31 protein-coding genes are annotated in these 24,808 nt (G+C 62.9%); 19 read left to right on the top strand and 12 right to left on the bottom strand.

Annotation, left to right across the window (positions count from 1 at the left end):
• Positions 1 to 23 precede the first annotated feature (23 nt).
• Both PKE79_RS11805 and PKE79_RS11810 read right to left on the bottom strand, forming a co-directional pair.
• Positions 24 to 968 carry a type II secretion system F family protein gene (locus tag PKE79_RS11805; RefSeq protein WP_309299974.1) on the bottom strand — a complete coding sequence of 315 codons (945 nt, stop codon included), beginning with the start codon at positions 966 to 968 and terminating at the stop codon, positions 24 to 26.
• On the bottom strand, positions 959 to 1,984 hold the full coding sequence (locus PKE79_RS11810) for a TadA family conjugal transfer-associated ATPase (RefSeq protein ID WP_271173891.1): 1,026 nt from the start codon (positions 1,982 to 1,984) through the stop codon (positions 959 to 961). Before PKE79_RS11810 ends, PKE79_RS11805 begins: the two co-directional genes overlap by 10 nt.
• Before the next feature lie 229 nt (positions 1,985 to 2,213).
• Here PKE79_RS11810 and acs point away from each other — a divergent pair, with 229 nt between their 5' ends.
• Positions 2,214 to 4,190 (top strand): acetate--CoA ligase, encoded by a 1,977-nt coding sequence (acs, locus tag PKE79_RS11815; protein WP_271173892.1) that lies wholly within the window; start codon positions 2,214 to 2,216, stop codon positions 4,188 to 4,190.
• Between the two features lie 146 nt (positions 4,191 to 4,336).
• Here acs and PKE79_RS11820 read toward each other — a convergent pair whose 3' ends face one another.
• Positions 4,337 to 4,696 (bottom strand): Lsr2 dimerization domain-containing protein, encoded by a 360-nt coding sequence (locus PKE79_RS11820; RefSeq protein WP_271173893.1) that lies wholly within the window; start codon positions 4,694 to 4,696, stop codon positions 4,337 to 4,339.
• A 420-nt stretch (positions 4,697 to 5,116) separates the two neighbouring features.
• On the opposite strand from PKE79_RS11820, the gene PKE79_RS11825 reads away from it, so the two are divergent.
• From PKE79_RS11825 to PKE79_RS11840, 4 genes are all read left to right on the top strand, one after another.
• Positions 5,117 to 5,731: a hypothetical protein gene (locus PKE79_RS11825; RefSeq protein ID WP_271173894.1), complete on the top strand. Its 615-nt coding sequence runs from the start codon at positions 5,117 to 5,119 to the stop codon at positions 5,729 to 5,731.
• A 67-nt stretch (positions 5,732 to 5,798) separates the two neighbouring features.
• Positions 5,799 to 6,329 (top strand): hypothetical protein, encoded by a 531-nt coding sequence (locus PKE79_RS11830; RefSeq protein ID WP_271173895.1) that lies wholly within the window; start codon positions 5,799 to 5,801, stop codon positions 6,327 to 6,329.
• Between the two features lie 25 nt (positions 6,330 to 6,354).
• A complete protein-coding gene (locus PKE79_RS11835; RefSeq protein ID WP_271173896.1) occupies positions 6,355 to 6,678 on the top strand; it encodes a hypothetical protein in 324 nt (107 codons plus the stop codon).
• Entirely contained in the window at positions 6,671 to 6,844 is a 174-nt protein-coding gene (locus PKE79_RS11840; protein ID WP_271173897.1) for a hypothetical protein, read from the top strand. Before PKE79_RS11835 ends, PKE79_RS11840 begins: the two co-directional genes overlap by 8 nt.
• Before the next feature lie 60 nt (positions 6,845 to 6,904).
• Here the strand turns inward: PKE79_RS11840 and PKE79_RS11845 are convergent, their stop codons facing one another.
• The 5 genes from PKE79_RS11845 to PKE79_RS11865 all read right to left on the bottom strand — a co-directional run bounded on the left by PKE79_RS11845 (position 6,905) and on the right by PKE79_RS11865 (position 7,890).
• Positions 6,905 to 7,048, bottom strand: coding sequence for a hypothetical protein (locus PKE79_RS11845; RefSeq protein ID WP_271173898.1), 144 nt, complete (start codon positions 7,046 to 7,048; stop codon positions 6,905 to 6,907).
• Positions 7,048 to 7,212, bottom strand: a complete 165-nt coding sequence (locus PKE79_RS11850) for a hypothetical protein (RefSeq protein ID WP_271173899.1) — start codon at positions 7,210 to 7,212, stop codon at positions 7,048 to 7,050. The genes PKE79_RS11845 and PKE79_RS11850 overlap by 1 nt, the downstream gene beginning before the upstream one ends.
• Entirely contained in the window at positions 7,212 to 7,349 is a 138-nt protein-coding gene (locus PKE79_RS11855; protein ID WP_271173900.1) for a hypothetical protein, read from the bottom strand. Before PKE79_RS11855 ends, PKE79_RS11850 begins: the two co-directional genes overlap by 1 nt.
• The gene (locus PKE79_RS11860; protein ID WP_271173901.1) at positions 7,349 to 7,588 is read right to left on the bottom strand and encodes a hypothetical protein; all 240 of its coding nucleotides are present in this window, start codon (positions 7,586 to 7,588) and stop codon (positions 7,349 to 7,351) included. The genes PKE79_RS11855 and PKE79_RS11860 overlap by 1 nt, the downstream gene beginning before the upstream one ends.
• A 65-nt stretch (positions 7,589 to 7,653) precedes the next feature.
• On the bottom strand, positions 7,654 to 7,890 hold the full coding sequence (locus PKE79_RS11865; protein ID WP_271173902.1) for a hypothetical protein: 237 nt from the start codon (positions 7,888 to 7,890) through the stop codon (positions 7,654 to 7,656).
• Positions 7,891 to 8,027: 137 nt separating this feature from the next.
• Between PKE79_RS11865 and PKE79_RS11870 the strand changes: the two genes are divergently transcribed.
• Positions 8,028 to 8,321, top strand: coding sequence for a hypothetical protein (locus tag PKE79_RS11870; protein ID WP_271173903.1), 294 nt, complete (start codon positions 8,028 to 8,030; stop codon positions 8,319 to 8,321).
• Positions 8,322 to 8,592: 271 nt separating this feature from the next.
• Here PKE79_RS11870 and PKE79_RS11875 read toward each other — a convergent pair whose 3' ends face one another.
• A complete protein-coding gene (locus tag PKE79_RS11875) occupies positions 8,593 to 9,960 on the bottom strand; it encodes a hypothetical protein (RefSeq protein WP_271173904.1) in 1,368 nt (455 codons plus the stop codon).
• Between the two features lie 904 nt (positions 9,961 to 10,864).
• On the opposite strand from PKE79_RS11875, the gene PKE79_RS11880 reads away from it, so the two are divergent.
• The 10 genes from PKE79_RS11880 to PKE79_RS11925 all read left to right on the top strand — a co-directional run bounded on the left by PKE79_RS11880 (position 10,865) and on the right by PKE79_RS11925 (position 18,940).
• The gene (locus tag PKE79_RS11880; RefSeq protein ID WP_271173905.1) at positions 10,865 to 11,056 is read left to right on the top strand and encodes a hypothetical protein; all 192 of its coding nucleotides are present in this window, start codon (positions 10,865 to 10,867) and stop codon (positions 11,054 to 11,056) included.
• 36 nt (positions 11,057 to 11,092) lie between these two features.
• On the top strand, positions 11,093 to 11,359 hold the full coding sequence (locus tag PKE79_RS11885; RefSeq protein WP_271173906.1) for a hypothetical protein: 267 nt from the start codon (positions 11,093 to 11,095) through the stop codon (positions 11,357 to 11,359).
• Positions 11,359 to 12,381, top strand: coding sequence for a hypothetical protein (locus tag PKE79_RS11890; protein WP_271173907.1), 1,023 nt, complete (start codon positions 11,359 to 11,361; stop codon positions 12,379 to 12,381). Before PKE79_RS11885 ends, PKE79_RS11890 begins: the two co-directional genes overlap by 1 nt.
• A 188-nt stretch (positions 12,382 to 12,569) precedes the next feature.
• A complete protein-coding gene (locus tag PKE79_RS11895) occupies positions 12,570 to 13,127 on the top strand; it encodes a hypothetical protein (protein WP_271173908.1) in 558 nt (185 codons plus the stop codon).
• A gap of 413 nt (positions 13,128 to 13,540) precedes the next feature.
• Complete coding sequence (locus tag PKE79_RS11900) at positions 13,541 to 13,717, top strand: hypothetical protein (protein ID WP_271173909.1); 177 nt, start codon at positions 13,541 to 13,543, stop codon at positions 13,715 to 13,717.
• 80 nt (positions 13,718 to 13,797) lie between these two features.
• Positions 13,798 to 14,097 (top strand): hypothetical protein, encoded by a 300-nt coding sequence (locus tag PKE79_RS11905; protein WP_271173910.1) that lies wholly within the window; start codon positions 13,798 to 13,800, stop codon positions 14,095 to 14,097.
• Positions 14,098 to 14,243: 146 nt separating this feature from the next.
• Positions 14,244 to 14,522, top strand: coding sequence for a hypothetical protein (locus PKE79_RS11910; protein ID WP_271173911.1), 279 nt, complete (start codon positions 14,244 to 14,246; stop codon positions 14,520 to 14,522).
• A complete protein-coding gene (locus PKE79_RS11915; protein WP_271173912.1) occupies positions 14,519 to 14,836 on the top strand; it encodes a hypothetical protein in 318 nt (105 codons plus the stop codon). The genes PKE79_RS11910 and PKE79_RS11915 overlap by 4 nt, the downstream gene beginning before the upstream one ends.
• A 771-nt stretch (positions 14,837 to 15,607) precedes the next feature.
• Positions 15,608 to 18,493 carry a bifunctional DNA primase/polymerase gene (locus PKE79_RS11920; RefSeq protein WP_271173913.1) on the top strand — a complete coding sequence of 962 codons (2,886 nt, stop codon included), beginning with the start codon at positions 15,608 to 15,610 and terminating at the stop codon, positions 18,491 to 18,493.
• A 273-nt stretch (positions 18,494 to 18,766) separates the two neighbouring features.
• Positions 18,767 to 18,940, top strand: coding sequence for a hypothetical protein (locus PKE79_RS11925; protein WP_271173914.1), 174 nt, complete (start codon positions 18,767 to 18,769; stop codon positions 18,938 to 18,940).
• A 60-nt stretch (positions 18,941 to 19,000) separates the two neighbouring features.
• Here PKE79_RS11925 and PKE79_RS11930 read toward each other — a convergent pair whose 3' ends face one another.
• Positions 19,001 to 20,131 carry a hypothetical protein gene (locus PKE79_RS11930; RefSeq protein WP_271173915.1) on the bottom strand — a complete coding sequence of 377 codons (1,131 nt, stop codon included), beginning with the start codon at positions 20,129 to 20,131 and terminating at the stop codon, positions 19,001 to 19,003.
• Positions 20,132 to 20,399: 268 nt separating this feature from the next.
• On the opposite strand from PKE79_RS11930, the gene PKE79_RS11935 reads away from it, so the two are divergent.
• The 3 genes from PKE79_RS11935 to PKE79_RS11945 all read left to right on the top strand — a co-directional run bounded on the left by PKE79_RS11935 (position 20,400) and on the right by PKE79_RS11945 (position 22,269).
• Positions 20,400 to 21,122, top strand: a complete 723-nt coding sequence (locus tag PKE79_RS11935) for a recombinase family protein (RefSeq protein ID WP_271173916.1) — start codon at positions 20,400 to 20,402, stop codon at positions 21,120 to 21,122.
• A 4-nt stretch (positions 21,123 to 21,126) separates the two neighbouring features.
• The gene (locus tag PKE79_RS11940) at positions 21,127 to 21,351 is read left to right on the top strand and encodes a hypothetical protein (protein WP_271173917.1); all 225 of its coding nucleotides are present in this window, start codon (positions 21,127 to 21,129) and stop codon (positions 21,349 to 21,351) included.
• A 108-nt stretch (positions 21,352 to 21,459) separates the two neighbouring features.
• On the top strand, positions 21,460 to 22,269 hold the full coding sequence (locus PKE79_RS11945) for a restriction endonuclease (protein WP_271173918.1): 810 nt from the start codon (positions 21,460 to 21,462) through the stop codon (positions 22,267 to 22,269).
• 189 nt (positions 22,270 to 22,458) lie between these two features.
• Here the strand turns inward: PKE79_RS11945 and PKE79_RS11950 are convergent, their stop codons facing one another.
• Positions 22,459 to 23,559, bottom strand: a complete 1,101-nt coding sequence (locus PKE79_RS11950; protein ID WP_271173919.1) for a GmrSD restriction endonuclease domain-containing protein — start codon at positions 23,557 to 23,559, stop codon at positions 22,459 to 22,461.
• Positions 23,556 to 24,668, bottom strand: coding sequence for an adenine-specific methyltransferase EcoRI family protein (locus PKE79_RS11955; RefSeq protein ID WP_271173920.1), 1,113 nt, complete (start codon positions 24,666 to 24,668; stop codon positions 23,556 to 23,558). Before PKE79_RS11955 ends, PKE79_RS11950 begins: the two co-directional genes overlap by 4 nt.
• Positions 24,669 to 24,808: the final 140 nt, after the last annotated feature.

A 24,808-nucleotide genomic window follows, 5' to 3' on the forward strand; every position in this document is an offset into this window, starting at 1 on the left:
GATGGATTCCCGGGGTCGATGGCTCAGCCGCCGAGTGCGGGCAGAGGGGTCGCGCGGATGACGCTGAGCATCATCGGCGCGACACCGAGGCACAGGAACGCCGGCAGGGTGCACACGCCGAGCGGCAGCAGCAGACGCGAACCGAGGCGCGCCGCGCGCATCCGGCCCTGCGTGCGCGCGTCGTGCCGGTCGTGCGCGGCGGCGGCGCGGAGCAGCTCGACCGCTGGCACCCCTGCCGAACGCGACAGAGCGAGCACGGGCTCGATGCGATCGACAGCACGGGGGCCGCCCGCGGCCTCGTCGACGAGCCGCGTCGCGCGGTCGATCGACACGCCGCCCGCGAGTCCGATGGCCATCAGCTCGGCGGTCATGCCCGGTGTCCCGGCCGGAGGCTGAGCCGCGCGGACGAGGCGACCGGTCCAGATGCGAGCCAGGAGGAGGAGGGCGAGCCCGCTCCCCAGGCAGACGAGGCCGATCGCGTCGCCCACGAGAACGGAGAGCGTGTCGAAGCCGAGCGCCCCGCCGATGAGCAGGCCGAACAGCGGCAGCCAGGCCATGAGACGCGCGGTGCCGGCGGGCTCCGCGAGCGCGACCCGCACATCGTCGCCGCTCTCCTGCGCATCGCGAAGTGCGGCTGCCATCGCGCGGAGACTCTCGGCGAGCGGCGCGCCCACCGCGATCGACACATGCCACGCGGCTGCGACGTCGCGCCAGGCGGCGGCGAGGCGGATGGCCGCCGGATCGCGCGGGCGCTCGACGGCCGCCGCCTCCGCCTCGATCGCCTCGACGAGGGGCATGCCGGCGGCCGAGCGCGCGACGATCCGCTCGGCAGCCGCGTCGCCCGACTCACTGAGGTGGCGCCATGCCGTCGTCGGCGATGCACCCGCCTGCAACAGTACGGCCAGACGCAGGACGGTCTCCGCGACCGGACCGGTCGGCTCGTCGCGGCGCCTTCTCCTCAGCGCCACGGCTCGACCTCCTCGATCGCCAGCCGACCCCGCCCATCCGCGAATCGCCCGACGCGGGCCAGCCGACGCTGCCCGGCGCGGTCGCGCTCGAGGTGCAGCACGAAGCCGATCGCGCTCGTGACCTGGCGCGCGACGGCGTGGTCGTCCATGCCCGCAAGCGCGCCGAGGGCCTCGAGACGCGCCGGCACGTCGTCGAGACCCGATGCATGCAGGGTGCCCGCACCGCCGTCGTGACCCGTGTTGAGCGCCGTGAGGAGCTCGCGGACCTCCTCGCCGCGGCACTCCCCCACGACGATCCGGTCGGGGCGCATCCGCAGCGACTCCCTCACGAGCCGGGCGAGGCCGATCGCGCCGGCGCCCTCGAGGTTCGGCTGCCGCGCCTCGAGCGACACGTGATGCGGATGCGCGATGCGCAGCTCGGCGACGTCCTCGATCGTCACGATCCGCTCGTTGGGCGGAGTGTGCGAGAGCATGGCCGCGAGCAGCGTCGTCTTGCCGGTGCCCGCGGCTCCCGTCACGAGCACGTTCTCGCGCCGACGGACGATCTCGACCAGCCAGGCGCGGACGTCGTCGGCGAAGGCGCCGCCGCGGCACAGGTCGCCGAGGTCGGCGCGGGTCAGCCGGGGCACGCGGATCGACAGCGACGTTCCGCTCGAGCTCACCGGCGGCAGGACCGCGTGGATGCGCATGCCGCCCGGCAGGCGCACGTCGACGCACGGCGTCGCGTCGTCGATGTGGCGTCCGCCCCGTGCGATGAGCTCGGTGGCCAGGTCGCGCACCTCGCGCTCCGACGCCCGCCAGCTCGGATCGTGCCGCGGCCCCTCCCCGCGGTCGACGAAGAGCCCCGCGGTCCCGTTGACGAAGAGGTCGGTCACGGCGTCGTCGGCGAGGTACGGCGCGAGCGGCCCCAGGTCCGCCCGCGCCGCCAGGTCGTCCCGCCGCGCGGCCTGCGCGTCGTCATCTCCGGGCGCGCGGCGGGGGTTTCCACGCGGCTGGACGATGAAGGGGACGGCCATGCCTCGACGCTAGGGAGCCCGCGCCCTCGAGAACGGGCACTCGCGCCATCCGTGGAGAACCATGACGAGACACGCCGCCTGGGCACACGGCGTCGGGCGGCCTGAGGCGCACCCCCGACTTTCGGAGGTACCCGACCCGTCCGGCGGCGGCGTAGGTTCGGATGGTCGGCTTCGTCAGCCGGCGCCGCGGCGTCGCGGCTTCAGGACCTGCACGCGAAGGAGCGATCGAATGTCCAGCCAGATCGACCACCTGCTCACCGAGACGCGCCGATTCGCGCCGTCGCCCGAGTTCGCCGCGGACGCCGTCGCGAAGGCCGACCTGTACGAGCGCGCCGCCGCGGATCGCGAGGGGTTCTGGGCCGAGCAGTCCCGCGAGCTGCTGCACTGGGAGAAGCCGTTCACCCAGGTGCTCGACTGGTCGACGCCGCCGTTCGCGAAGTGGTTCGCCGACGGCGAGCTGAACGTCGCGTACAACTGCCTCGACCGCCACGTCGAGGCGGGCAACGGCGACCGCGTGGCCCTGCTGTGGGAGGGCGAGCCGGGCGACTCCCGCACGGTCACCTACGCCGAGCTCACCGACGAGGTCAAGCGCCTCGCGAACGTGCTCACCGACCTCGGTGTCGGAGCAGGCGACCGCGTCGCGATCTACCTGCCCATGATCCCCGAGGCCATCGCCTCGATGCTCGCGGTCGCGCGGATCGGCGCCATCCACTCGGTCGTGTTCGGCGGGTTCAGCGCCGACAGCCTGCGCTCGCGCATCGACGACGCCGGCGCGAAGCTCGTCATCACAGCCGACGGCGGCTACCGCAAGGGCAAGGTGTCGCCGCTCAAGCCGGCCGTCGATCAGGCGCTCTCCGACCGCGGCGACGGCGCGCAGCTCACCGTTGAGCACGTTCTCGTCGTCAAGCGCGGTGAGAACGAGGTCGAATGGACCGAGGGCCGCGACCTGTGGTGGCACGACGTCGTCCCGCAGGCGCCGGCCGAGCACACCGCGCAGGCCTTCCCGTCGGAGAACCCGCTGTACATCCTGTACACGTCGGGCACGACGGGGAAGCCGAAGGGCATCCTGCACACGTCGGGCGGCTACCTCACGCAGGCCGCGTTCACGCACCGGAACGTGTTCGACCTCCGCCCCGAGTCCGACGTGTACTGGTGCACGGCCGACATCGGATGGGTCACCGGGCACACGTACGTCGCGTACGGCCCGCTCGCCAACGGCGCGACGCAGGTGCTGTACGAGGGCACGCCCGAGTTCCCCGCACCCGGCCGGTGGTGGGACATCGTCGAGAAGTACGGCGTGACCATCCTCTACACCGCCCCGACGGCCATCCGGGGATTCATGAAGCAGGGCAGGGTCATCCCGCAGCAGCGCGACCTGTCGAGTCTGCGCGTCCTCGGCTCGGTCGGCGAGCCGATCAACCCCGAGGCGTGGGTCTGGTACCGCGACGTCATCGGCGGCGGGAAGACCCCCATCGTGGACACGTGGTGGCAGACCGAGACGGGCGCGATCATGGTGTCAGCGCTGCCCGGCGTGACGGAGGCGAAGCCCGGCTCGGCTCAGGTGCCCCTCCCCGGCATCTCGATCGACGTCGTCGACGAGAAGGCCGAGCATGTCGGCAACGGCAACGGAGGCCTGCTCGTCATCACCGAGCCGTGGCCGAGCATGCTCCGCGGCATCTGGGGCGACCCCGAGCGCTACAAGGAGACCTACTGGGACAAGTTCGCCGAGCAGGGCTACTACTTCGCGGGGGATGGCGCGCGCCTCGACGAGGACGGCGACATCTGGCTACTCGGCCGCGTCGACGACGTCATGAACGTCTCGGGGCACCGCCTCTCCACCGCGGAGATCGAGTCGGCCCTCGTCGCCCACGAGGCGACCGCGGAGGCCGCGGTCGTGGGCGCCTCGGACGAGACGACGGGGCAGGCGGTGGTTGCCTATTGTGTGTTGAAGGAAAGCTACCTGTCATCCCACGAGAACATCGAGGATCTGGCGCAGGAGCTGCGATCCTGGGTCGCGTCCCAGATCGGCGCGATTGCCCGCCCCCGGGAGATCTACATCGTGACCGAGCTCCCGAAGACCCGCTCGGGGAAGATCATGCGGCGGCTGCTCCGCGATGTGGCGGAGGGCCGAGAGGTGGGTGACACCACGACTCTGGCCGACACGATGGTCATGAGCACGATCCAGTCGAAGGTGGGCAAGAAGTAGCCACCGCCGCCAGGCACACAAAAGGGGCCACGCACTCATCGGAGTGCGTGGCCCTTCGTCGTAGCTGCCCGCTCCTGCGCCCACTATCCCGAGATCGAGCAATCACACCGATCTCCTGTGCTCGACGCTGAGATCGCCTCCTGTGGTCATTTCCACGGCGGCAGGCCGTGGGCCTCCTCGTAGATCTTCCGGAACTCTGCCTTGAGCGGGCCGACCTGGTTCAACTCGTAGCCCTGCTCGCGAAGCCAGCGGCGTGCATCGCGCAGATCGTAGGGCTTCTCATCCCCACCCTCGCTGTGGCTTGCTTCCTCCTTGGTGCTGTCCACCTTCCGGGCCTTCTCGATGAACGGTCGAAGTGCATCGGCAAGCTTCTGCTCGTTCTCGGTGGTCAGGTGCATCTCGTAGCGCTGCCCCTTGAACGCGAAGGAAACTTCGCCGCCGCCCCCTTCGGGGATCTCGCTCGAATCGAGATCGTCTCGCATCACAATGATCTTTTCGATTGCCATGAACCCATCCTACACCGGAGTTTGAACCCGCACCAGAACCTTGTTCAAACACGCGACACGCCGAGCGCCAAATATTTCTCCAATTTCTTCCGGGCCCCGTTTTTCCTTGATTTTTCGGGGTTCGCGGCATTCGGAATCCGAGTTCAGCGCGAGTTCCTGACAAGTTAGACTTGCAGAGTTCGAACTCGTTCCCGTAGATTAGTTCTCGTCAGGCCGGGAACGGACAGACGCCCGGGGAGGAAACACGGATCCGGGCAGATACGAACTTTCACAACTTCAGAGTTTGAACTACCGCACCAGTTGGTGCGAACAACCCGGCGAGCATTGCGCTCGCTACCCACAGACCTCGGCGGGGCGCACGCTCCGTCCGGCCCACAGAAATCCGGCTCGATCGAGCCACTAACCAATAAGGAGGCCCCCATGGGCAAAGCAGCACGCAACAAGAAGAACAGCAAGAGCAAGAAGAACGCGAACCGGCCTGCTCTCGAAGGACTTACCGCCGAAGAGAGCCGGAAGATCCGAGCGCTCCGCAAGGGGATCTGGTTGGCTACGACTCCCTGCGAGCGGCTCCGCCACCTCATGGGGGCTCACCCGGAGGAGATCTCTGATGAGTTCCAGGAGCGGATTCTCGAACTCTTCCACGATGGATCGCTCGACTATGACTCGGCAGTCGGCTCGGCAATCTGTGAGATTGCCACCCCGCTGCTGGAGCCCTACTTCGTTCTCTGCGAAGAGCGCCGACTCCTGAGCGAGGACGATCCCGGGGATTTCATCGATGCCTACTTGTCTCCGGTTCCCAGTGACGATCCAGATGCGGCAGATGCACCTGGCTACCTCCTCGTCCTGGCCCACACCTTCTTCTCCGAGAACGCCTTTCTCAACTACAAAGCGAGCATCCTTCACACGCTCAAGCAGCTCATGAGGCGGGCGACTACCGTCCAGGCGCTCCTCGACTCCGGCGAAGTCACCTGGGAAGAGGTCCATGGCAGCGAGTGTCAGCAGCATCATGGCTCAGCAGTCAAGGCAGCGGCCTAACCGCGAGCAAGAACCGGGGCCGCTACTCACACCGAGTAGCGGCCCCTCCCATGACCACAGATTGGAAGTGATGATGAACACAAGGAACACCGCTCTGATCAACTCCGTCGTCCAGCAGGCCTGGGCGTCCGAATCCCCGGTCGCCTTCATGTTCGACCTCCTCGAGTCCATTTTCGGAGGCGCCGAAACGAGGGACGACAAGTTCGCTGTGATGATGCTCCTGGAAGGTCTCGGGGGTCGCTTCGCCAACCAACTCGGCGAGGACTCCCTGGGACAGCAGCTTGCGGCGATGGAGAAGCAACTCAAGAGCGCGAAGCGCGCGGGAAAGAAGGCACAGAAGCGCAGTGCTCGTGCAGCAGGCGAGCGCTTCCGCAAGCTTCGTCTGATCGACGAGACCGGCGGCGCAGCGAAGTTCAAGAAGTTCTGGACCGAGGAGCCTGAACGGCTCGTCGGGGAGTTCCTTGCTGGGTTCGAGGACGACTCTCCAGCGCTCACCGCGGATCTACGCTGCGCCGCTGCGGATCACCTTCGCCGTGCTGCCGATCAGGCAGTCATGTATTGGGGCGACCGTGAGATTCACGGCGCAGTTGAAGTCTGAAACCGACAGCCGAAAGGGAATCACCATGACTACAGCAGCAACAGATGAGGAGATCATCGAGTTCTTCGAGGAGAACTTCGGCCTGCCCGAAGTGGAGCAGAACATCGATGGATGCTGGCACGCGCTCCTCTGCGAGATCACAGTCCCGCTCGAAGACCCGGACATTCTCATGGGTGGGTTTCGAGCTGAACCTGCCGACACCGAGCGCGCTCACTGCGATCACACCTGCGACTGCGCCTACTTCAAGAAAGTGCCGCGAGCGGCTGAACTCTTCGGGCTCACCGCCGCGCAGATCGCGGACGGCGATTACGAGCTTGCTCCTAGGTTCGCGGATCAGCTCCATGACTGAGCCCGCAATCGGACAGGAGATCACCCGTGCCCATGCCGAAGCGGCGCTCGGCCTGGAGATCGATGCAGAGCGCTGGGTCTCAGCGGTGGAAACACTGGAACAGGAAGGATCACTTCACGGGGAGTTGTCCTCGATCATCTTCGACTATCTGCGCGAAGCGCTCTGACAGAGCAAGAGCCCCCGGCCAAATGGCCGGGGGCTCTTTGCGTTGGTCCGCGCAAAGGGCTCAGTGTCCCTCCGCGAGGAAGTCCGCCAGCGCTTGGGCGGCGGTGTGGAGATGGGGCCGGACGATCTCGTAGCCGTCGCTCGCTGAGCTGGCCGCGATATCGGTGGCCTGCTTCAACAGCTCCAGCAGCTCGTGGAGGTCCATCAGCCCTTGTCCCTCACCGAATAGAGGAGCGGCACGCCGTTGCCGACGATGACCGAGTAGACCTCTTGCCCCTGGGCTTCAGCATCGGCCAGGGTCTTCTTGAACTCGTCCATCAGCTCGGGCTTGATGTGCTTGTGGGCTTCGGTGGCGTCGTAGGTCGCCATCAGTTCTCCTCCGCCTCGCGCCGGTCGAGATAGGCGAGGATGTTCTCTTCCCAGAGATCTTTCTCGGAGGACCCCATCTCGTCCCAGTTCGCCGGGTAGGCGAAGCTCGCTGCGAGGATCCGCTCTCTCGCGCCCATCAGTCGTCTTCCCCGTCCTCTGCGGTGTAGAACAGGTCCCCGTAGCCGGGGTCGATGATTGAGCCGTAGCCAGCCCCGTAGCGCTGGCCGTTGCTGAGGACGATGACGGCATCCTCGCCGAAGGTCTCGATGGCCTGGTTCAGCCCTTCGAGGAGCTTGCCGAGGGTGAAGCTCGTGTTGATCTGGTCAGGGGCGTAGCCGCCGTTGTCGGAGATGTTGAGAAGGATGCGGGTTTCCATGAGCTGCTTTCTGGTGGGAGTGGAAAGTAGGAAGGGCCGGGATGATCCCCGGCCCTGCTGTCCGATCAGTCCTTCTTCAGCACATCGATCCGGTCGGCCAGCTCGTTGAGCACCTTGATGGCAGCGTCCCGCTTGGCGACGGCCTCCTCCTTGCTCTTGGCGTAGAAGGGACGCGAGCGGTTCGCGTCATCCACGAGGCCGCCGACCTCGTGCTTGAGCCGAGCGAACATGCGAGTGATGTCCTTGCGGTCGAACCCGCCGGCCTTGGCGGCGGTGGTCTGGGGAGCGGTTGCGTTTGCCATGATCGGTGCCTTTCGAGCGGTGGTTGTGGTGTGGCATGGCCAACAATGATTGGACTCCTGGTAGGAGTCAACTCCTCCTGGAAACTAGTTCTGACCTGCTGTTTTGAGTCTGGCTAGCGTCCGCGTATCGTCGCCGCATGGACGCCTACTGGAAGCACTACCAGCGCACGCTCGACCGCATCGAGGAAGAGAAGCCGCAGACCTTCGATGGGGTGAAAGCCATCCTTGATCTCTTCGAACCGCCCTCCTCCGGGGAGGCCTTCTTCCCTGGAGGCGCCGATGAAACGCTCGGCGACTCGCTCGCGAAGGCTGGCTGGCACATTGACTGGCGCGAGGGAGACTATCTCTGGCTCGGAACCTCCAGAACGGGCGAGATGATCTCCTATGTCGAGGGCGACCTCTACCGGGGCAACGCCTTCAAGCCACGCTGAATCTGCCGATCGGCAGGGCGCTGAAAGGCTGTTCTGAGCGCGCCTGCTACAGCCCCGACGGCATTGACCCTCTGGGCTGTGCTCCAGCCTCAGACGGGCAACCGCGGGCTGAGAGTGGCCATCCTGGATGATGATGCGAGCGGTCGCGATTCCTGGAGGAACATGGCGAACCCAGGCAGACAGAATAGAACGGCGGCGAGGGTGGTAGTTCCTCGCCGCCGTTGGTATGCGCGCACCTGCTCAGTCGCAAGCGTGTGCAGTTCGTTTGCTCTCAGAGATCCCAGACTTTGCCGGAGAAGAGGTTGCCCTCAGCGTCCTTAAGCAGCGCAACCTTGATGAGAGCCTGCTTCCTCCACTGGTCCTTCGGCTTGCTCTTCATGTCGGTCAGCTTCTCGTAGACCTCCTGAGCGATCTCCAGCACCCGCTTCGCGATGGTCTTCTCATGGGTGAGGTAGATCACCGAGCCCAGAGCGTTGGGGGTGTTCGGGTCCATGTAGGTGGTGATGATCTTTCTGATCTCGTGCTCGTTCTTGATGCTTGTTTCGATCTCCAGATGGATCGGGAGCTGACCGGCGGGAAGGAGATTCAGGATCAGATCGGCAGGATGGAAGTGCTTGCTCTCCCCGCCGAAGACCACCGAGCGACCAGTGAGCATCCACAGCTCTGGGTGCTCTCGGAGCTGAGCTTCCTTGTCCTCAGTGGTCTCCTTACGGAGCTCCATCCAGTGCTTCTGGATCGCCTTCGCTCGCTTTTCCTTGTTTCCGAAGACACCCTTTCCAGCGGACTTCTGAATGGCTTTCGTGAACTCGCTGCGGATGTAGGACTCGGGGATGAGATGAGGAATCAGGTCGATTCCCGTGCTGAGCGGCAGGGCGATGTGCTGTCGGATCGTGTCAGTCCCAGCCACGAGCTGCGCACTCACCTGCGCTGCGAGCAAGTTGGGGCGGATCTTCGAGATGTCGAAGTGGCCCTTGCGGTGAAGCGGCTGAGCCGCCTCGGGGATCTCCATGACGCCCTGGAGATAGGTCAGCCCACGGCCAGTGAGATACCAGAGCTGAGGGCCGTAGGGGAACTTCTCTTGATCGACTACACCGATCTCCTGGAGGCCGAGCATCAGCCTCCGAGCGCTCGAACCGGTGATGCCACGGATGATGGCTACCTGCTTGGTGGTAAGGAACTCGTGGATGAGGAGGACCGCAAGCACCGTGAAGTCCTTCTCACCGAGCCGCTTTCTACGGTAGGTCGAGGCCTTCTTCTTGGTCGGAGAGTCCTCGGACTTGCCCCGATTCGGATGCTCGTAGCCCTTCACTTCACCGGCTGCCACACGCTGCTTCCACTCCTTGCCGGTGGGTGCAGCGGGCGCCTTCGGCTCTGACTCAGCCGTGGTTTCACCGTCGAACTCGTCCAGATCGCCAGCCAAGATCGGGTTGAAATCGGCGGAAGACGAGTCGCTAACTGCGCCGATGCTTACGCTTTCAGCGGGCTTCTGAGCCGCTTCCGCGGTTTGAGCCGATGGCTGAGCGCTGTTCTCAGGCTGTTCTACAGTCCCGGGCTGTATCGCTACGCCGCTCTCGTATTCGTCGTCCTCCATGAAGTTTGGGACGCTTGAGGGGGTGCTGTGGGTGCTGGTAGTGGTCATCTTCTCGTTCTCCTCCTGGTGAGATTCGGCTTAGGATCGCGCTCCTGCGACTGATCACAGAGAAATCGCGAACTACACACGCCGGATATCAATACGGGAGGAAACGAACTGCAAATACTGCTGCAAACTCCTCTTGAGCGGGCATATTTCGCCCCACTCCCGTTCAAGACGGCAGTTGAGGAGGGCAGCTTCGCTGACCTCCAGGGGGGGGGAAAAGCAGACGCCGAGCTCCGCTCGTCGTCATTGCAGCTTCGCTGCAAGCAGGCCCTGCCGTGGGCAGTGCCCTGGGAGCGATGCTCCCAGCCGAAGACCTTGGCCATCTTCGGTATCCCGACTGCGCTGCGCGGGCCGAGGAGCGGTGCTCCTCGCCAGAGGCCGTAAGCACTCTCTGGTCTCCCGCTGGAAGCTGTTGGCACGCTTCCAACCAGCCCTCGGGCCGTAGGCCTCCGAGACCCCGCCGAAGGCTGCAACAGCAGTCTTCGCTCCTGCCACTGCGAACCCGCCCAGTGGGCTACGGAAGTGTGCGCACACCTTCATCCAGCGCTCGACGCATTCCCAACTGTCGAGACCAGTTCCACTACTACAGCCCGTGGAGTGCTGAAAGCTGCCATCAAGGACTGGCACCTTTACGCAACAGCCCTACCCAGCTCCAGGCGATGAGCTGACTAACCAGAATCTGAGCTTCCAAGGCGGCAGAAGCGGGAGCAGCAGCGGCGGCCAGTATCCAGTGGTCTTTATTTTTTGCTGACGCTTAGGTTGCGTCTCCTCCTTGATCCTAAGCGCGAGTCAACAGCAGTTGATGGAAGGAGTCAGCCTCGGACTAGGAGGATCGCGCTCACCGAGTCGCTAACTGCGCCGATGGTTGCATGGTGTCCGCCGATAGTGCGCTTCGAGGTGAGGGCACATGGAACAGCAGCCGCTCCTGGGCGAGAAGGTAGGCTTCCACGCTTTCCTGGAGTGGGAGCGGCCCGATCCGTGCTGGGGCCGGTGCTCCTACTGCGCGGCGGGTGAGTATCGCTACGAGGATGAGGAGGTAGCCGAGAAGGTCCTCGCGCTCCTCCGCAAGTGGTCGTCTATCTGCGCCGATGCACTGTGATTGATATTTCCTCCTGACTCGAAGGAGGAGATCACCATGACCACATTGAAGCCGGAAGACCTCGAAGGCCTCAGCTTCCATCTACGGCCAGGCGCAGCCGAGCCAGAGGTATGCGCGCACCCGTCTACTTGCTCCCTCGGCCCCCACGCCAAGGGGATCGAGGCCGCTGAGCGGCTGAGGGAGCAGAAGCCCAAGGCTACGGAATGGCGCTGGCCCGCCTTCACCAAAGCTGACCTGCCGATGCTCCGCGAAAGCCTGAGAACGGGTAAGTCGATCATCGAGCTGAGAGAGGAGGGCTGGTGATGAGCACAGTGGCGAAAGCTAATCTGCACTGGTCCCCGAGCCGCCAGCGCTACATGAAGTGCGTGGCCCAGGTGCAGTGCCCCTACGGTGGCGCGCACACCTCCATCGTCGGGATCGCTGAGGCAGGTGGAGGGGAACTGTCGGACCACGGCCACAGCTCGGTGAAGATCGTCAGCCCGGTCGTCGACGGAGTGTTCTCGGTCGGGACTGAGCACAGACGCCAGACCTGGAAGCGCAAGGGCGACGAGCTGATCAAGCTCACCCCCTACGAAGCTGAGCGCTGGCGCGCCTCTCTCTCCAAGCGCCCCGAAGAAGCCGCCATCGAAACGCGGATAGAGCCTATGCTGCTTCCCGCGCTCGGCTGGGGCTCGGCCCCTGTTCGAGCGAAGCCGGCTCCACGCCAGACGAACCCCAAGGATCTCTTCCTGGCGGAGAGCACCGACGATGCGGGTATCCTCGCCCAGCTCGCGCACTCTCCGGATTGGAATGTGCGGCTCCTCGTCGCTCGCAATCCGGCGACTGCCACGGATACCCTCGAGCATTTGGCTCTCGCGACGGACAAGCATGCTCATCTCTACCGCAGCGCTGTTCGGGCTGAGCTGGGGCACCGCTATCAGGATGAGCGGGACGCGGAGGAGCTGGCCGCACACGAGCGGATGGCGAAGGATCCGAAGCGTAGGAAGTGGCTCGAAGACAAGCCCAACAGCTGGATTCTGAGTGAGATACCCAACGCGCGCTGGCAGCGCAAGCCCGCCGAGGCGCGGCGCTCTATCGTGAGGGCAGCTCTCGAAGAGACCGCAAAGGCGCTGAGGGTCGGGCTGAAGCTCGCTGGCTGGACTGGCAACAAGCTCGTCAAGCACCTGACGGGCAAAGATGGCGCTCAGCTGGTGCGGCTTCCCCATCGGCTCGTTCAGAAGTCCGCTCGGGAGGTGCTGGGCTTCCTCTTCGCGCTGTTCGCCGCCAGCGCTGGAGACGCCAAAGCGCAGAAGCGGGTCGCGCGCACCTTGGGGTTTGGCTGGTGATCCGTAGCGATATGGGGCGCTGAGGGTTGTTGTGTGATTCTCAGCTTGATTTGCCTCCTGGGGGGGGAAGGGCACAGTCCGGTTTCTCGGATTGTGCCCTTTCTCTTTCCCGGGGCAGTTCGTCTAACTGCGCTGAACCACTCGTTTTGATATGGCCTCCTGATCTCAACACCAGGAGGAAGATCACCATGAGAAAGAACACCAACCGCCGGAACCTACTCGTCGTCAGTGCAGTGGCTCTCGGCCTTTCCCTCATCGCCGCCCCCCTCATCGGCAACGGTGCGAATGCCGCGCTGGATGACGGAGGCTTCTGTATCCAGGCCAAGGGCTTCCAAGGAGAGTTCACGGGCATGGCCGGAGCCAAGAGCTGTGGCACGGCGGAACAGCCGGAGGAGCCGGAGATCCCCGAGCCGATAGTCGCCTCCAGCGCTTGCTCCCTCTCCTCCGCTTCGCACATCCGGTTCAGATGGAGCGTTGACACTAGCCTCAATGGCGCCGCAGAGCACGGGGTGCTCGTAGACGGGAAGATTCAGGAGCTGCCTGGCTCGATCACAGCAACCACAACAGGGGGGCCGAGCGGCTACACGACAGACTTCACCGGCTCAAGCGTCATCCCTCTCGGAAGCTCAGCGACCTACGCCGTCCGCTTTGCCAGCGGCGAGCACGCTTCCAAGTGGGTGCTCTACAAGACTCAGCGGTCGCTGGTCGGCGGGATCTCCACCTGCGTCTACGCCGGGCTGATGTAGCCACCCGTTGATATAACAGCTCCACGGCACCACCGCGAAAGCCCCCGGACCCCCCTTCGTCCGGGGGCTTTTCTGTGCCCTCTCCAGATGCCCAGAGGGCAGTCCGAGCGCGTAGGCCAGAGCATCGGCCTCGTCGACGCTGTAGCGGGCGCCTCAGCCCGTAGTCCGCAACCTCGGGCAGAAACCGTGCAGCGCGCATGTCGATACACGGGGGCTGCTTTCCTCGTCAGAGTTGACCGTCCTCGCCCACAGGTGTGCGACACATCGGCAGGCGCCCGCTGATAGAACCTCCATCGATCAAGGGAGGACCCATGGACAGGCAGGCAAAGGCCCGGGCTGCAGCAAGCCACGCAGCCGAGATCAACGCTGAGCGGAGGCGCAGGATGCCCGGCTGGAGGGAGCACGAGCAGAGGATGACCTGGAACAGGCGCAAGCAGTCGGAGAAGTTCGCCCGTGCCCTCCAGGGCTACGACACTTTCATGGCCGTCAAGGCGCAGCGGCTGGCGGCACGGGCAGCAACCGCTGTTGACTCGCCCGAGACTGCGATCTCCGACGCCAACAGCCCAGAGCCGCACATCCCGACGATCTGAAGGAGAGACGGGCTGAGACGGGCAGCTATCGCCTCGATATGAGCTGTGCCCCCAAGGGGCACGGCTCATCTGGAGGAATCATGGAAATCACTACCCTCGCCCTCGGCGATCTTGTCAACACTGCCATCAGCGATTGGATCGGCCCCGTGCTCGTGGGCATCATCGCTGTGGTCGCGCTCGTCCTACTCTGGAAGCGGCAGTTCGCTGGCTTCCTGACCTTCGCGGCCATGGCCGTGCTCGCCGCGCTCTTCGTCTTCTTCGGCGGCGACCTCTTCGGCAAGAACGGCAACATCTCCAAGGCCGGAAAGAGCGTCGCGAAGAAGATCAACGCGATTCACCTCACGGATACTACCTACGCGCAGGATTTCCTCACGCGCTGAAAAGCGGGTGATTCCGCGGCAGATGGGCTGGTGCTTCGGCATCAGCCCATCTTTTTTCGTCGGTGCGCGCACACTCGCTCGGAATCTCGGTAGAAGAACAGCAGATCCGTTCAGATGGGCGGATTCTTCGACAGGAGGAGAACGAGATGAGTATGCAGATCACTGACCAGGAGACCACGGAGCGGCTGTGGTTCCGATTCCTGCACTTCGCAGAAGCCAGCGCCGAATCAGTGGAGCAGGAAACTCCCCAGTCGCTCGCGCTGTGGACACAGGCCAACGCCCACAGGATCTATGACGCAATGGCCGCGAGAGGTTGGCTGGACGATTCCACTTCCAGAGAAGCGCTCTTCGAGCTTGCCGCCCATGTTCTCGGCATCGACTACGGCTCGCTCTACGATGCCTGGCTCGAAGGAACAGGAGCATGATCGCCAGAGAGACCACTCCAGAGGAGGACGCGGCCTACGAGGAATGGCTGGAGGACGGTGGCCGACTCTCGGTGATCTTCCTGGCTTACAAGTCCATCAGCAGAAGGCCGAAGGCGCTCTTTGCCATGAGCAGGCGGGATGCTATCGCTCTCTGCATGGATAAGGGGTCTGCGGGCCAAGGCTGGATGGTCTGCCACACGCGGCTGGAGAACTGGGAGATCAACGGCAAGGTGCCTACCCGATCCCGGATGAAGGACACAGGCAAGCTCGATCCCATCATCGAAGAGCTGGGCTTGACGAAGATACCGCTCTGACTCGCCAGCTCCTGCCCTCTGAGGCGCTACCAACAGCCCATCGCACAACCTGCCCGCCTCTCCCATCTACGGGCTGAGGCGGGTAGCGCTGTGTCTGGCTGGCTCCTTGCTGCTCATGTGCGACACCACGGCTAAGAATGTTGAGCCATAGTTGAGCAATGTTGAGCCGCAGCCGTTATGGCTCAACACAGCTACAGCCCCGATCTCATCGATGCTCTGGCAGGATTGGTTGGTTGAATGTTGAGCATGTTGAGCCATATCTCAAAACCTGACTAGTAAGAGAAGATCCAAACAGATCTCTCCCATGTAGGAGCCTTGCCAACGCTTTCGGCTCAACATGCTCAACATTCTTCTTCTGAGCGGGCTACAGCCGCACTCTCATCGCGGCTCTGGCGATGTTGAGCCATATGGCCTATGGCTCAACATTCCTCAACATTTGGCTCAACATTCCTGGATTCCTGGCCGGAGTGTGACACCACAGCGTTGAGTTCTGCTGCTCGTGTGCGACACCACCCCTACCGCTTCCGCTTTGATATACAAGTTGTGCTCCTGCGGGGAGAGGTCTGGGTTTGGTCGCCCAAGACTCTACGGCCCGGATGTGAGATCGAGTGGCTTCCTGTAAGGCCTTGATCCTCTCTCACATCCGGGCCGTTCGTTTGCCCAGAACATACATTCCGATGTATGTCTGCTCCCTCCGCTGACCGCTTTGATATGAGTCTTTGCCCCGCTGACCATGGGGCGTTTCAGATCAAGCATTTACAGGAGGCCACTGTGGCTAACATCACTCTCAGCAACTGCCCGAACTTCAACGGCGGTGCCCACGACAACAGCGATCTTTCCTTCGTTCCCTGGCAGCTCCACGGAGCACACCTCTTCGGACTCAACAGCCTCGGATCCACTCGAATCGATGAGAGGAGTGGTAAGGCCAAGTCCGCGGAGAAGAACCCCTGCACCTGGGAGAGGAATCCCAAGTGGGTGAAGCTCACCCCGGAAGAGAAGGCGGCGAAGCGCAAGCGTGGCGAGAAGATCGAGACCTACTACATCGGCTGGGGTGAGTGGGAAGGCGGCGTCAAGAAGCAGGCCAAGGGCCGCTACGGAGTTTGCCTCACTCGTTCCGGTTTCTTCGTCCTGGACATCGACACTCACCACGGAGTAGATGGAAACGAGACCTTCGCCAACTGGCTCAGCGAGCTCGGTATCCCCAACGACTTCCAGACCTTCACCGTTGCCACTGGCACGGGCGGCTTTCATTACTACTTCCAGCTACCCCGGATCTTCCAGGAGACGGAGATCCGCAAGGCGACAGACCTTCTTCCCGGCATCGATGTCTTCCCCAGCGGCCAGTTCGTCGTCGGCCCCGGGACCACTCGGACGATGCCGGACGGCTCGATCGCTCGCTACGAGGTCAGCCGAGATCTACCGATCGCAGAGATGCCACAGCCTCTGGTGGACGCGCTCGTGGACAAGCTCCGCGCCGCCAACAAGATCGTCGATCCCGAAGAGAAGGCTCGGCAGGAGGAGCAGCGCCGAGAGGCAGAGGCGCGCCGTAAGCATAGGCGCGAGCATCCCGAGGAGTATCCCGACACCACCTTGAGCGATGGTCAGCGCCGAATGGTTGATCAGCTCCTCTCTGAGATGAGCAGCCTGCCGGACGGACAGCGGCACGCTGGCATCTTTTCCCTTGCCCACAGCATCGGGAAGATCACTGGCTGGGACCAGGAAGACTATGTGCTGCCCCAGGTCCTCGAAGCCGCATGGCTCTCCGGCCATGAGGCCGACTGTGCTGAGAAGGATGCTCGCAACGGCTACAACGCTGGCGCGGCCCTCTTCGTTGACTACCGCGAACAGAACCGAATCCAGAGAGAACTGGAACGAAAGCCTAACCGGCAGAGAGAGGACGATCCGACCGTGCCCCAGAACGAGAAGCAGGAACTGCCGCCACTCACCGGCGAGTTCTTCAACGACGGAGGGGTAGCCAGCGCCTATCAGGATGCCCGGAAGGGCGAGCTGGTCTCGGTGAACGAGTGGAATAGCTGGGCGCGGTTCTCCCCCCAGCATGGCGTGTGGAAGAAGACGAACTCAAGCGAGATCGTGAGCGATCTTCTCGACTGGTATCGCGCTGAGGTCTACCCGGCATTGAAGGAACAGCTTCGAGCTGAAGCCGAGGCCGTCAAGGATGATCCGACGGAGAAGGAGGAGCAGGAGAAGCGCGCGAAGAAACTCCTGGCGAAGGCCGGAGGCTACCTCAACCTCACGCCGTGCAGGAACGCCACGGGCGTAGCATTCGGGCGGCTGATGAGGTCGGCGGATCTCTTCGACGCTGACAAGGATGTGCTCCACATCAACGGCACAGCCATTGATCTGCGGACGACGGCCATTCGGCCCGCCACGCCCGAGGACTACTTCACTGCGAGCGGTAGCCGGCTGGTCGACGAGGTTGATCCCTCTTTCAAGTCCGAACTCTTCGAACTCATCCTGGGAGCGTTCCTTCCGGAGACTCGCGAGTATATGCAGGTGCTCATAGGCTCAGCTCTGACGGGCCACCAGCCCAACCCTGCGGGTCTATTCTTCCTCCAGGCCGATGGTGATAACGGTAAGAGCACCTTCGCGGATGTGTTCAAGGCGTTGCTCGGCGGCTACTCCGAGCAGATCGATTCCGACATTCTGCTCAACAGCCAGAACAGTAAGACCTTCGCCAACATCCGGGTCAAGGGGAAGCGCTTCATTCCCATCGAGGAGCTTCCCAAGAACGGCCAGCTCGACTCGAAGGCTTCCAAGGGCCTCGCCGGGACCAAGAGCCTGACCGGAGCTCACAAGGGCGTGGATGAGGAAACCTTCGATGTGCAGGCAACCTTCCTGATCAACACGAACTACAAGCTCAAGGTCAGCGAAACGGATCGAGGCACGCGGAAGCGGCTCAAGCTCATCCCCATGCCCTACACCTTCCTGCCGCAGGACGAGTATGACGAGCAGGTAGCGCGCTGGCACCGTGAGGGACGCCGCGAGGAGCTGACCATCAAGCCGCAGGATCCTCGGCTCGACGGAGCGGAAGACAACCCGGAGATCCTGAAGGCGGCTCTCGCTTGGGCGCTCGAAGGCGCCCGCAAGTTCTACGCCAACGGCAAGCGCATCCTGCCTGAGACTCCCGCGATGAAAGCGGCCAAGCGGGAATGGCTGTCGAGCCAGGATCGCATCAGCCTCTGGTGGGACGAGTTCATCATCGAGGATGAGGACTCCTTCTGCCTGGTCCTCGATCTCCACGAGAGCTACGAGCGTTCAGTGCTCGCTGGAGGATCGAATCAGCGACCTGAGGCACAGCGCCAGTTCATGGAGATGCTGAAATCCCACGACAACTTCAAGGCTGCCGGGGCTGAGCACTTTCAGAACAAGCGAGTCCCGAAGGCTCTGAGCGGAAAACAGTCGCTTTGGACGCCCGAGAAGCAGGATCACTGGGATGAGCCTGAGAAGCGAATCCGCAGGGCTAAGGCCGTTGCCTCCTTCGTGAAGGGCATCCGGTTCAAGACTGATGAGGACTTCGACAAGGAAGCCGCTGCGCAGGAAGCAGAGGAGAAAGCTCAGGCACTCTCGCAGCTTCCCGGCATCATCACCATCCCTGACGAGGAAGCCGTGGACGACCTGACGCCCGCCGACGCGTAGACCAGGTAATCACCCCAACCCCGCTGAGGCGGGAGGAAGCAAGGAACTCATGAGCAATGGAAATCGTAAACTCAACCGCTGGAACCATGCCCTTCGGGAAGCACAAGGGCCACCTTCTTGAGGAGGTAGCCCGGGACCGGGCCTATTGTCGCTGGCTCTTCAAGCAGCCTCACTTCAAGAGTGGATACCCAGATCTCTACAAGGTCTTGAGGGAACTCGCAGAGCTGGAGCGCTTCATGCGCGAAGCGCGGATTAGCTACTGAGGGCTGAGCCGTGGAGCACATCACCGAACCACTGGAACTCATCATCATCCGCAACCGGCTCTACAGCCTGAGCCACGCTCCCCGAGGCGAGGACCGCTACTCGCTCATCGGAAGCCAGCGCTCATCGGCAATGAGCCGCTACAGCTACCGGAGGGAGTGGGCGGGCATGATCTCGCTCCCCTGAGAGCTGTGCGACACCACAGGGCCACGATCAACAGCGGATCGTGGCCCTTCTGTCTGTCGTTCACCCGGCTGGGGCTTCCGCCTTCTTGGCCTCCCGGCGCTTCCGGTCGGCTTCTCGCCTCTTTGCCCTTCGCTCTTCGGCCTTCGCAGCTTCCTCTTCCTCGCGGCGCTGCATCTCCGCCTCGAACTCCTCACGCCACTTCGCCCAGGCCTCCCGGCGCGCCTTCGCTTCCGCCGCCATCTGCTCGTGCCATTCCCGAAGCGTTTGCTGGAACCTCGCTCGAAGATCCGGCAACGCCTCATCGGCGGGGCGTTCCAGGATCTCACCGAGGCTCCAGCTCTGGAACGCTCGGCGGCGGGGTAGCCAGATCCCGAGCCAGCGGATTCGCAGCGCATCCTCGAAGTCGAGGAGCGTGTAGCCCAGCAGCTGGAACAGGGTGTCTCTGATCCAAGGATTGGTCAGCCGCTCAGTTGCCTTGCAGTCGATCAGAGTGTCGCCGATCATCCAGTCGGCGTCAGCGCCTCCCACCATCGCGCTACCAGCGAAGACGGGGTTGGGCTCGAAGCGCCCTCCCGCATCTATGGCCCTATTCCACTCCGCGACCTGCTCAGCCGCACCCGTTCGAAGCGCGGCGAGATCGGCAAGCATGAGCGGATCGATCAGCGCGAGGAGGTCAGCGCCGTTCTTTGCTTTGCGAAGCTGCTTCCCGAGGGTCCCCTCGACCACGGCGTAGATCCCTGCACGGTAGAAGCTCTCGCACCATGCCAGAACGATGGCGAGCCGGTCCTGATCCTCGTCTGTCCCGCTCTGCGCCGCCTGATCAGCGATCAGCAGTGCCTCATCGAGGACCCGCGCCATGTGCTTGCCGCGCCGGATGCCCTCGGTGTGGAGCTGGAAATGCTCGAGACCCCTGAGAGCGACCGTGTTGCCCACGGCGAAGCCGCCGAGCATCATCCGCACTCGGTAGTCGAAGGCAGTTCCGATGGGGCCGGCGTGGCTCCGCTTGTCCTTGACAGCCTCAGGGATGGGCAGGTCGAGCTTGCGAGCAGTCAGCTCATCGAAGCGGAACTCGCGGGCGATGTCTTTGCCAAGGTGCCCTCGGCTGCCAGCGAGCAAGAAGTGGGGAGCGCTGTCGTAGAGGAACTGGCGAACCGGCGACTGCGTGTTCTTCAGGTGGTGGGTCAGCGCCATGCTCGGCCTCCGGCTGCTCTCTGTCTATGTTCGTGAATGCTATCCCGGGACACCGACTTTGCGAGCTGAGCTGGTGTGCGACACCACAGGGCCACGATCCAAAGCGGATCGTGGCCCTTCGTCTTATGGTGGTGTCGCATACCGGCTAATGCGACTTATTCCCCCAGATCGAGCACCACCTCTGGATCACCCCATTTTGATATTGCCTTCTGCGACTAAAACCGAGAACGCCTCGGACAGCGAAAGACGGTCGCGGAGGTAAGAGAAAATGACCAAGAGAATCGGCTACATCCGGCTCAGCCGAGATGACGGCAAAAGCATGAGCGTGGAGAACCAGAGGAAGGCACTCCTCGCCTACGACCCGAAGATGACCATCTTCGTGGACAAGGGTGTATCTGGCTCCACCAACCTGACTGATCCAGAGAGCGCGTGGTCGAAGAAGGTTCGCCCGCTCTTCCAGCAGGACCCTGCGAACACTCAGATCGTGGTCTACACCTATGACCGCATCGGCCGCAAGAAGGGCAAGGTGCTCTCTGAGGTAGAGGACATCCTCGATCCTGGCGGCACTCTCCATGTGATCCGCGAGAACAAGACTTTCACCCACGCTCGGGAAGCGTCGCAGTCTATCGAGATCACCTTCCGCTCGATGGTTGATGAGAACTACCGCGAGGAAGTTGTCAAGAAGACTCAGCGCGCCCTGGACGCCCTGAAGGAAGCGGAGGTGCCGCTTGGGCGAAAGCCGTCTCTCACTGAGAAGCAGATCAAGCAGATCAAGGAGCTTCACAAGCTCGGCTTAGGCTACACAGCCATCGGTAAGGCTGTGCGGACTGTCCGCAAGAAGGATGGAGCACTCATCGCCACGGCCCCACGAACCGTGAAGAAGGTTCTGGAGGGACAATACGAAAGCAGGGAAGCCTACGAGCAGCGGGATCTGGCGGCGCGTCAGAGAATGGCGGCCCGGAGCATCCTGGGCGGTGATGGCGATGAGTGAGCCCATGACCGCTGAAGAGATCCAAGCCCAGCGGGATCTCATGGTCGAGCACGCCGAGACGGGCTACGACCTGCCAGCAACCGCCGACCAGATCCGCTATCTCTCTGACCTCCTGGAGCTGAGCCACGGCGCGCTCTGGCAGACCTTCGGCACGCTCACCCGGGGAACAGCCTCACTGCTGATCTCGGGGCTCGTCGCCGCTCGGAGCATCGACGCCGAAGCCGCTTGAGCCGGTGTGCGACCCAACTGGGAGGCCGGGGATCACGATTCGATCCCCGGCCTTCCTCGTCGGCTGACCGGCCGCAGATGCCTGGTAGGGCATCCATATACTCGGCGTATGGGGAATGAGACCACGGAGCATTCCGAGGGAGACGGGCTGGAGCGGAATGAGGCCGAGGACTTCGCTCTCGGTTCGCTCGACTTCGAGGGGCTGTCTCCGACCGACTTCGAGGAGTTCTGCTTCGATCTCGTCTCCGAGAGCGGGTTTTCGAATGTGGACTGGCGGAAGGGCACCCCGCTTTCCTCCTCGCCCTCAGACCGAGGCCGAGACATCGTGGCGCGGAAGGCGATGAGCGACATCGATGGCCACGAGTATGAGGAACGGTGGTTCATCGACTGCAAGCACTACAAGCGGGGAGTTCCGCCCGACGCGCTCCAGGGCACAATCGCCTGGGCCAACGCCGAGCGCCCCTCGGTGGTTCTGTTCATCGCTTCCGGCTACTTGACCAACGGAGCGAAGGACTGGATCGCCGACTACGCGCGGACTAACAGGCCACCCTTTCGGATCAGGGTCTGGGAGAAACCGCAGCTCCTCAAGCTGGTGGAGAGTAACCTCGATCTAGCCTTCAAGCACGATGTGGGCACCAGCACTCTGAGGAGAGTGTCGGAGATCCTGGCGATTGAGTCGGAGCTGTCTGACCGGCTTTGGTATGGCCGCAAGCCCGCAGATGAAGATGTGCCCGGTCTGGATTGGCCCGAGGACATCAAAGCCGGGATGCTCGCTGAGAAGCGCCGGGTCGAGCAAGAGTATGGGGTGGAATCCCTCGACAAGGATGTCGAGTCCGACTGGGCCTGGGGCTACCTCTCGGGCAAGATCTCAGCGGTTCGCTGGGTTCTGGGCGACGATTGGGACAATCTCGACAGCTGAACGGTCGGCGGGGCTCAGTCCTCTTCGCGAATGGCCCCGCAGTTCGCACACTGCCAGACAGGTTCACCCTCGATCAGCTCGGGGGCCATCGGGTGCAGACACTCGCGGCAGTTGGGTGTGTTCAGAACCTCGTCCCGCAGTCTCCGCTTGCGCCGCTGTTCTTCGAGATCATCCATGAGTGCTGTCCGGTCAGCGGTTTCCCTTGCTGCCGTTGTCGAAGGCGCAGAGCATCTGGCAGTTCTCTGCGACCGTCTTCCCGCCCTTGCTCCAGGGCACGATGTGGTCGCCAGCCATCTCCTCGAAGGCGAAGTGCTTGCCGCAGGCGGGGCAGATACCCTTCTGACGCTCGTAGGCTTCGCGCTTCTGCTTCTCCGAGAAGGATCGGAGGTTGAGGTGCCGCTCGTCCCCGTCCAGGACATACGCGTAGATCCCGGACTTCTTCTGGATCTCGTCATCGAGAATCAGCGTGCTGACGCGCTCCTCCAGGGCGTTCGCATCGATGATCTCGTCCTTGAACTTGTTGTAGAGCGGTCCCCACTTCACGCCCTTCATGTTGCTGCGGTAGTGCGGGAAGGTAGCCTTCACCCACTCGATGACGGTCTGGAAGTAGATCCACAGCTTGCTGGCGTTGGGGTCGTCCTTGTGGAGGCCCATGTAGCCTTCCACATCGCCATCGTTGATCCACTGGATCACATCCTCCAGGTAGTCCTGGCGAATGGGCGTCCCGCTCATGTAGTTGCTGCCGAGCTGATAGGCCGGGCAGTTGGTCTTGGAGAAATACTGCTTCGCGCTCGAAACCCAGGGACCGCTGTAGATCGCGTTCAGCAGCTCCTGGTTGGTCAGCTTCTCGCCAGCGGTATTGATGACCTTGAACCAGTCCAGCTTCTCGCTCGGCTCACCCTCGCAGAGGTAGACGGTGATCTTGTAGTCGAGGAGCTTCTTCTTCTCATCCACCTGAAGGTTGTTGAAGTAGCGCTGCTCAGGCTTGCCGAACAGCGGCATGGCGAACTCGCCGTCCACATACTGACAGAGGGAGATCGTGCGCTGCTGGCCGTCGATGACCTCGAAGGTTCCGTCCTCCTGAACGGCCCAATACATCACATTGAGCGGAAAGCCCTTGGAGGCAGTCTCGACCACAGCACGCCGCTGCTTCTCGTTGTAGACGAACTCGCGCTGGTAGGGAGGACGGATGTCCAGCTTCCCATCGAGGGCAACCACGCCGCCTTCGGCGTTGTCCAGGTAGCCTTCTGCGAGCTCGCCCACGGTCAGCTCATACGGCGTGATCTTCATGAGACTCCATTGCTCCTGCGGCGGATAAGAATACGAGGATAGGTCTGGATGTAGGTCTTGCCATCCACAATGTAGTGGGTCTTACGAGCGGGAGGCGTGTCGACCTGAAGCACGGCGCCATCGTTGAGCTTGCCAACCTCGCTCCGTTTGCCCGTGGCACTGACCTGGATCTGCGTCGGATACTTCTTAGTGGCGAGCTTGGCCCAGCTCTTGGTGATTCCGACGATCTCGAACTGATCCGGATTGTGCTTCGTCAGGAAGCCAACAGGGACTCCCATCACGCCGTCATAATCCGCTGGGATGTCAGCAGTCTTCCCCACATCGATCCCGTCGAAGTTGTCATAGGACGGATAGAGCTCGGGATCGTAGCTCTTCCACACCAGCAGATCTTCGTGGCGCTTAGCGATGTCCAGGTTAGTGAGCCAACACATGGTGCCGAAGCTGCGCCACTTCTGACCATTCTCATCGATCCAGAACCGAGTTTCGCGGGGCGGATAGTGAGCAGGGACCCTGAACGACATGTCGCCGTTGTTGTAGCCGAGCCAGAGCTTGTTGGCCCTCACCAGCTCGAAGATCTCCTTGGTTGTGAGGGTGTTCTGGTTGCCCAGGATGACGAACTTCTTGTCATACTCCATGAGCTGCGCCACATACTCGCGGAAGAGCGAGAAAGGCGGGTTCGACACCACGATGTCTGCTTCCTTCAGCAGCTCGATGCTCTCTTCGCTCCGGAAGTCGCCGTCGCCCTTGAACTGCTTGACTCCGATCTCGTCCAGCTCCGGCATACCGCTGCCATTTTTGTCGCCTTCATAGACGAGGTAGATAGCCTGTGGATCGGCATTCTCGCTAAAGAGGTCAACTTCCTGGCTCTTGTAACAAGCGGCGATCAGCTTCTTGAGCCCGAGCGTTTCGAAGTTGTAGCTGAAGTAGTGGAAGAAGTTGCTCACCCGAGGGTCGTCGCAGTTTAGATAGACCGTCTTGCCCTTGAAGTGCTTCTTGTAGTGGCGAAGCTCACGCTCGATGTCGCTCAGCTGAGTGTAGAACTCATCCGCCTTGGCCTTCTTTGCAGCTGCCAGGCTGCTGTTCTTCCCCTTCGGCGCGTTCGCGTTCACGCCGCCGTCCACATCGCTGCATCGTCCACGGCTCCGAGTCTATCGGGAGGCCCGACATCGATAGCGGGCCCACCTGGCCGCGACTAAATCACCGCCGGGGGTGCCGAACGAGGAGCCACGGTGGCGGCTCTCTTGGTGCC

Source organism: Microbacterium barkeri (genome assembly GCF_027921765.1).
GTDB lineage: Bacteria > Actinomycetota > Actinomycetes > Actinomycetales > Microbacteriaceae > Microbacterium > Microbacterium barkeri.

Coding starts and splice junctions, on each gene's coding strand:
- PKE79_RS11810 (WP_271173891.1), bottom strand. CDS start 1,984: ATGGCCGTCCCCTTCATCGTCCAGCCGCGTGGAAACCCCCGCCGCGCG.
- acs (WP_271173892.1), top strand. CDS start 2,214: ATGTCCAGCCAGATCGACCACCTGCTCACCGAGACGCGCCGATTCGCG.
- PKE79_RS11820 (WP_271173893.1), bottom strand. CDS start 4,696: ATGGCAATCGAAAAGATCATTGTGATGCGAGACGATCTCGATTCGAGC.
- PKE79_RS11825 (WP_271173894.1), top strand. CDS start 5,117: ATGGGCAAAGCAGCACGCAACAAGAAGAACAGCAAGAGCAAGAAGAAC.
- PKE79_RS11835 (WP_271173896.1), top strand. CDS start 6,355: ATGACTACAGCAGCAACAGATGAGGAGATCATCGAGTTCTTCGAGGAG.
- PKE79_RS11840 (WP_271173897.1), top strand. CDS start 6,671: ATGACTGAGCCCGCAATCGGACAGGAGATCACCCGTGCCCATGCCGAA.
- PKE79_RS11845 (WP_271173898.1), bottom strand. CDS start 7,048: ATGGACCTCCACGAGCTGCTGGAGCTGTTGAAGCAGGCCACCGATATC.
- PKE79_RS11850 (WP_271173899.1), bottom strand. CDS start 7,212: ATGGCGACCTACGACGCCACCGAAGCCCACAAGCACATCAAGCCCGAG.
- PKE79_RS11855 (WP_271173900.1), bottom strand. CDS start 7,349: ATGGGCGCGAGAGAGCGGATCCTCGCAGCGAGCTTCGCCTACCCGGCG.
- PKE79_RS11860 (WP_271173901.1), bottom strand. CDS start 7,588: ATGGAAACCCGCATCCTTCTCAACATCTCCGACAACGGCGGCTACGCC.
- PKE79_RS11865 (WP_271173902.1), bottom strand. CDS start 7,890: ATGGCAAACGCAACCGCTCCCCAGACCACCGCCGCCAAGGCCGGCGGG.
- PKE79_RS11870 (WP_271173903.1), top strand. CDS start 8,028: ATGGACGCCTACTGGAAGCACTACCAGCGCACGCTCGACCGCATCGAG.
- PKE79_RS11875 (WP_271173904.1), bottom strand. CDS start 9,960: ATGACCACTACCAGCACCCACAGCACCCCCTCAAGCGTCCCAAACTTC.
- PKE79_RS11880 (WP_271173905.1), top strand. CDS start 10,865: ATGGAACAGCAGCCGCTCCTGGGCGAGAAGGTAGGCTTCCACGCTTTC.
- PKE79_RS11885 (WP_271173906.1), top strand. CDS start 11,093: ATGACCACATTGAAGCCGGAAGACCTCGAAGGCCTCAGCTTCCATCTA.
- PKE79_RS11890 (WP_271173907.1), top strand. CDS start 11,359: ATGAGCACAGTGGCGAAAGCTAATCTGCACTGGTCCCCGAGCCGCCAG.
- PKE79_RS11895 (WP_271173908.1), top strand. CDS start 12,570: ATGAGAAAGAACACCAACCGCCGGAACCTACTCGTCGTCAGTGCAGTG.
- PKE79_RS11900 (WP_271173909.1), top strand. CDS start 13,541: ATGACCTGGAACAGGCGCAAGCAGTCGGAGAAGTTCGCCCGTGCCCTC.
- PKE79_RS11905 (WP_271173910.1), top strand. CDS start 13,798: ATGGAAATCACTACCCTCGCCCTCGGCGATCTTGTCAACACTGCCATC.
- PKE79_RS11910 (WP_271173911.1), top strand. CDS start 14,244: ATGAGTATGCAGATCACTGACCAGGAGACCACGGAGCGGCTGTGGTTC.
- PKE79_RS11915 (WP_271173912.1), top strand. CDS start 14,519: ATGATCGCCAGAGAGACCACTCCAGAGGAGGACGCGGCCTACGAGGAA.
- PKE79_RS11930 (WP_271173915.1), bottom strand. CDS start 20,131: ATGGCGCTGACCCACCACCTGAAGAACACGCAGTCGCCGGTTCGCCAG.
- PKE79_RS11935 (WP_271173916.1), top strand. CDS start 20,400: ATGACCAAGAGAATCGGCTACATCCGGCTCAGCCGAGATGACGGCAAA.
- PKE79_RS11940 (WP_271173917.1), top strand. CDS start 21,127: ATGACCGCTGAAGAGATCCAAGCCCAGCGGGATCTCATGGTCGAGCAC.
- PKE79_RS11945 (WP_271173918.1), top strand. CDS start 21,460: ATGGGGAATGAGACCACGGAGCATTCCGAGGGAGACGGGCTGGAGCGG.
- PKE79_RS11950 (WP_271173919.1), bottom strand. CDS start 23,559: ATGAAGATCACGCCGTATGAGCTGACCGTGGGCGAGCTCGCAGAAGGC.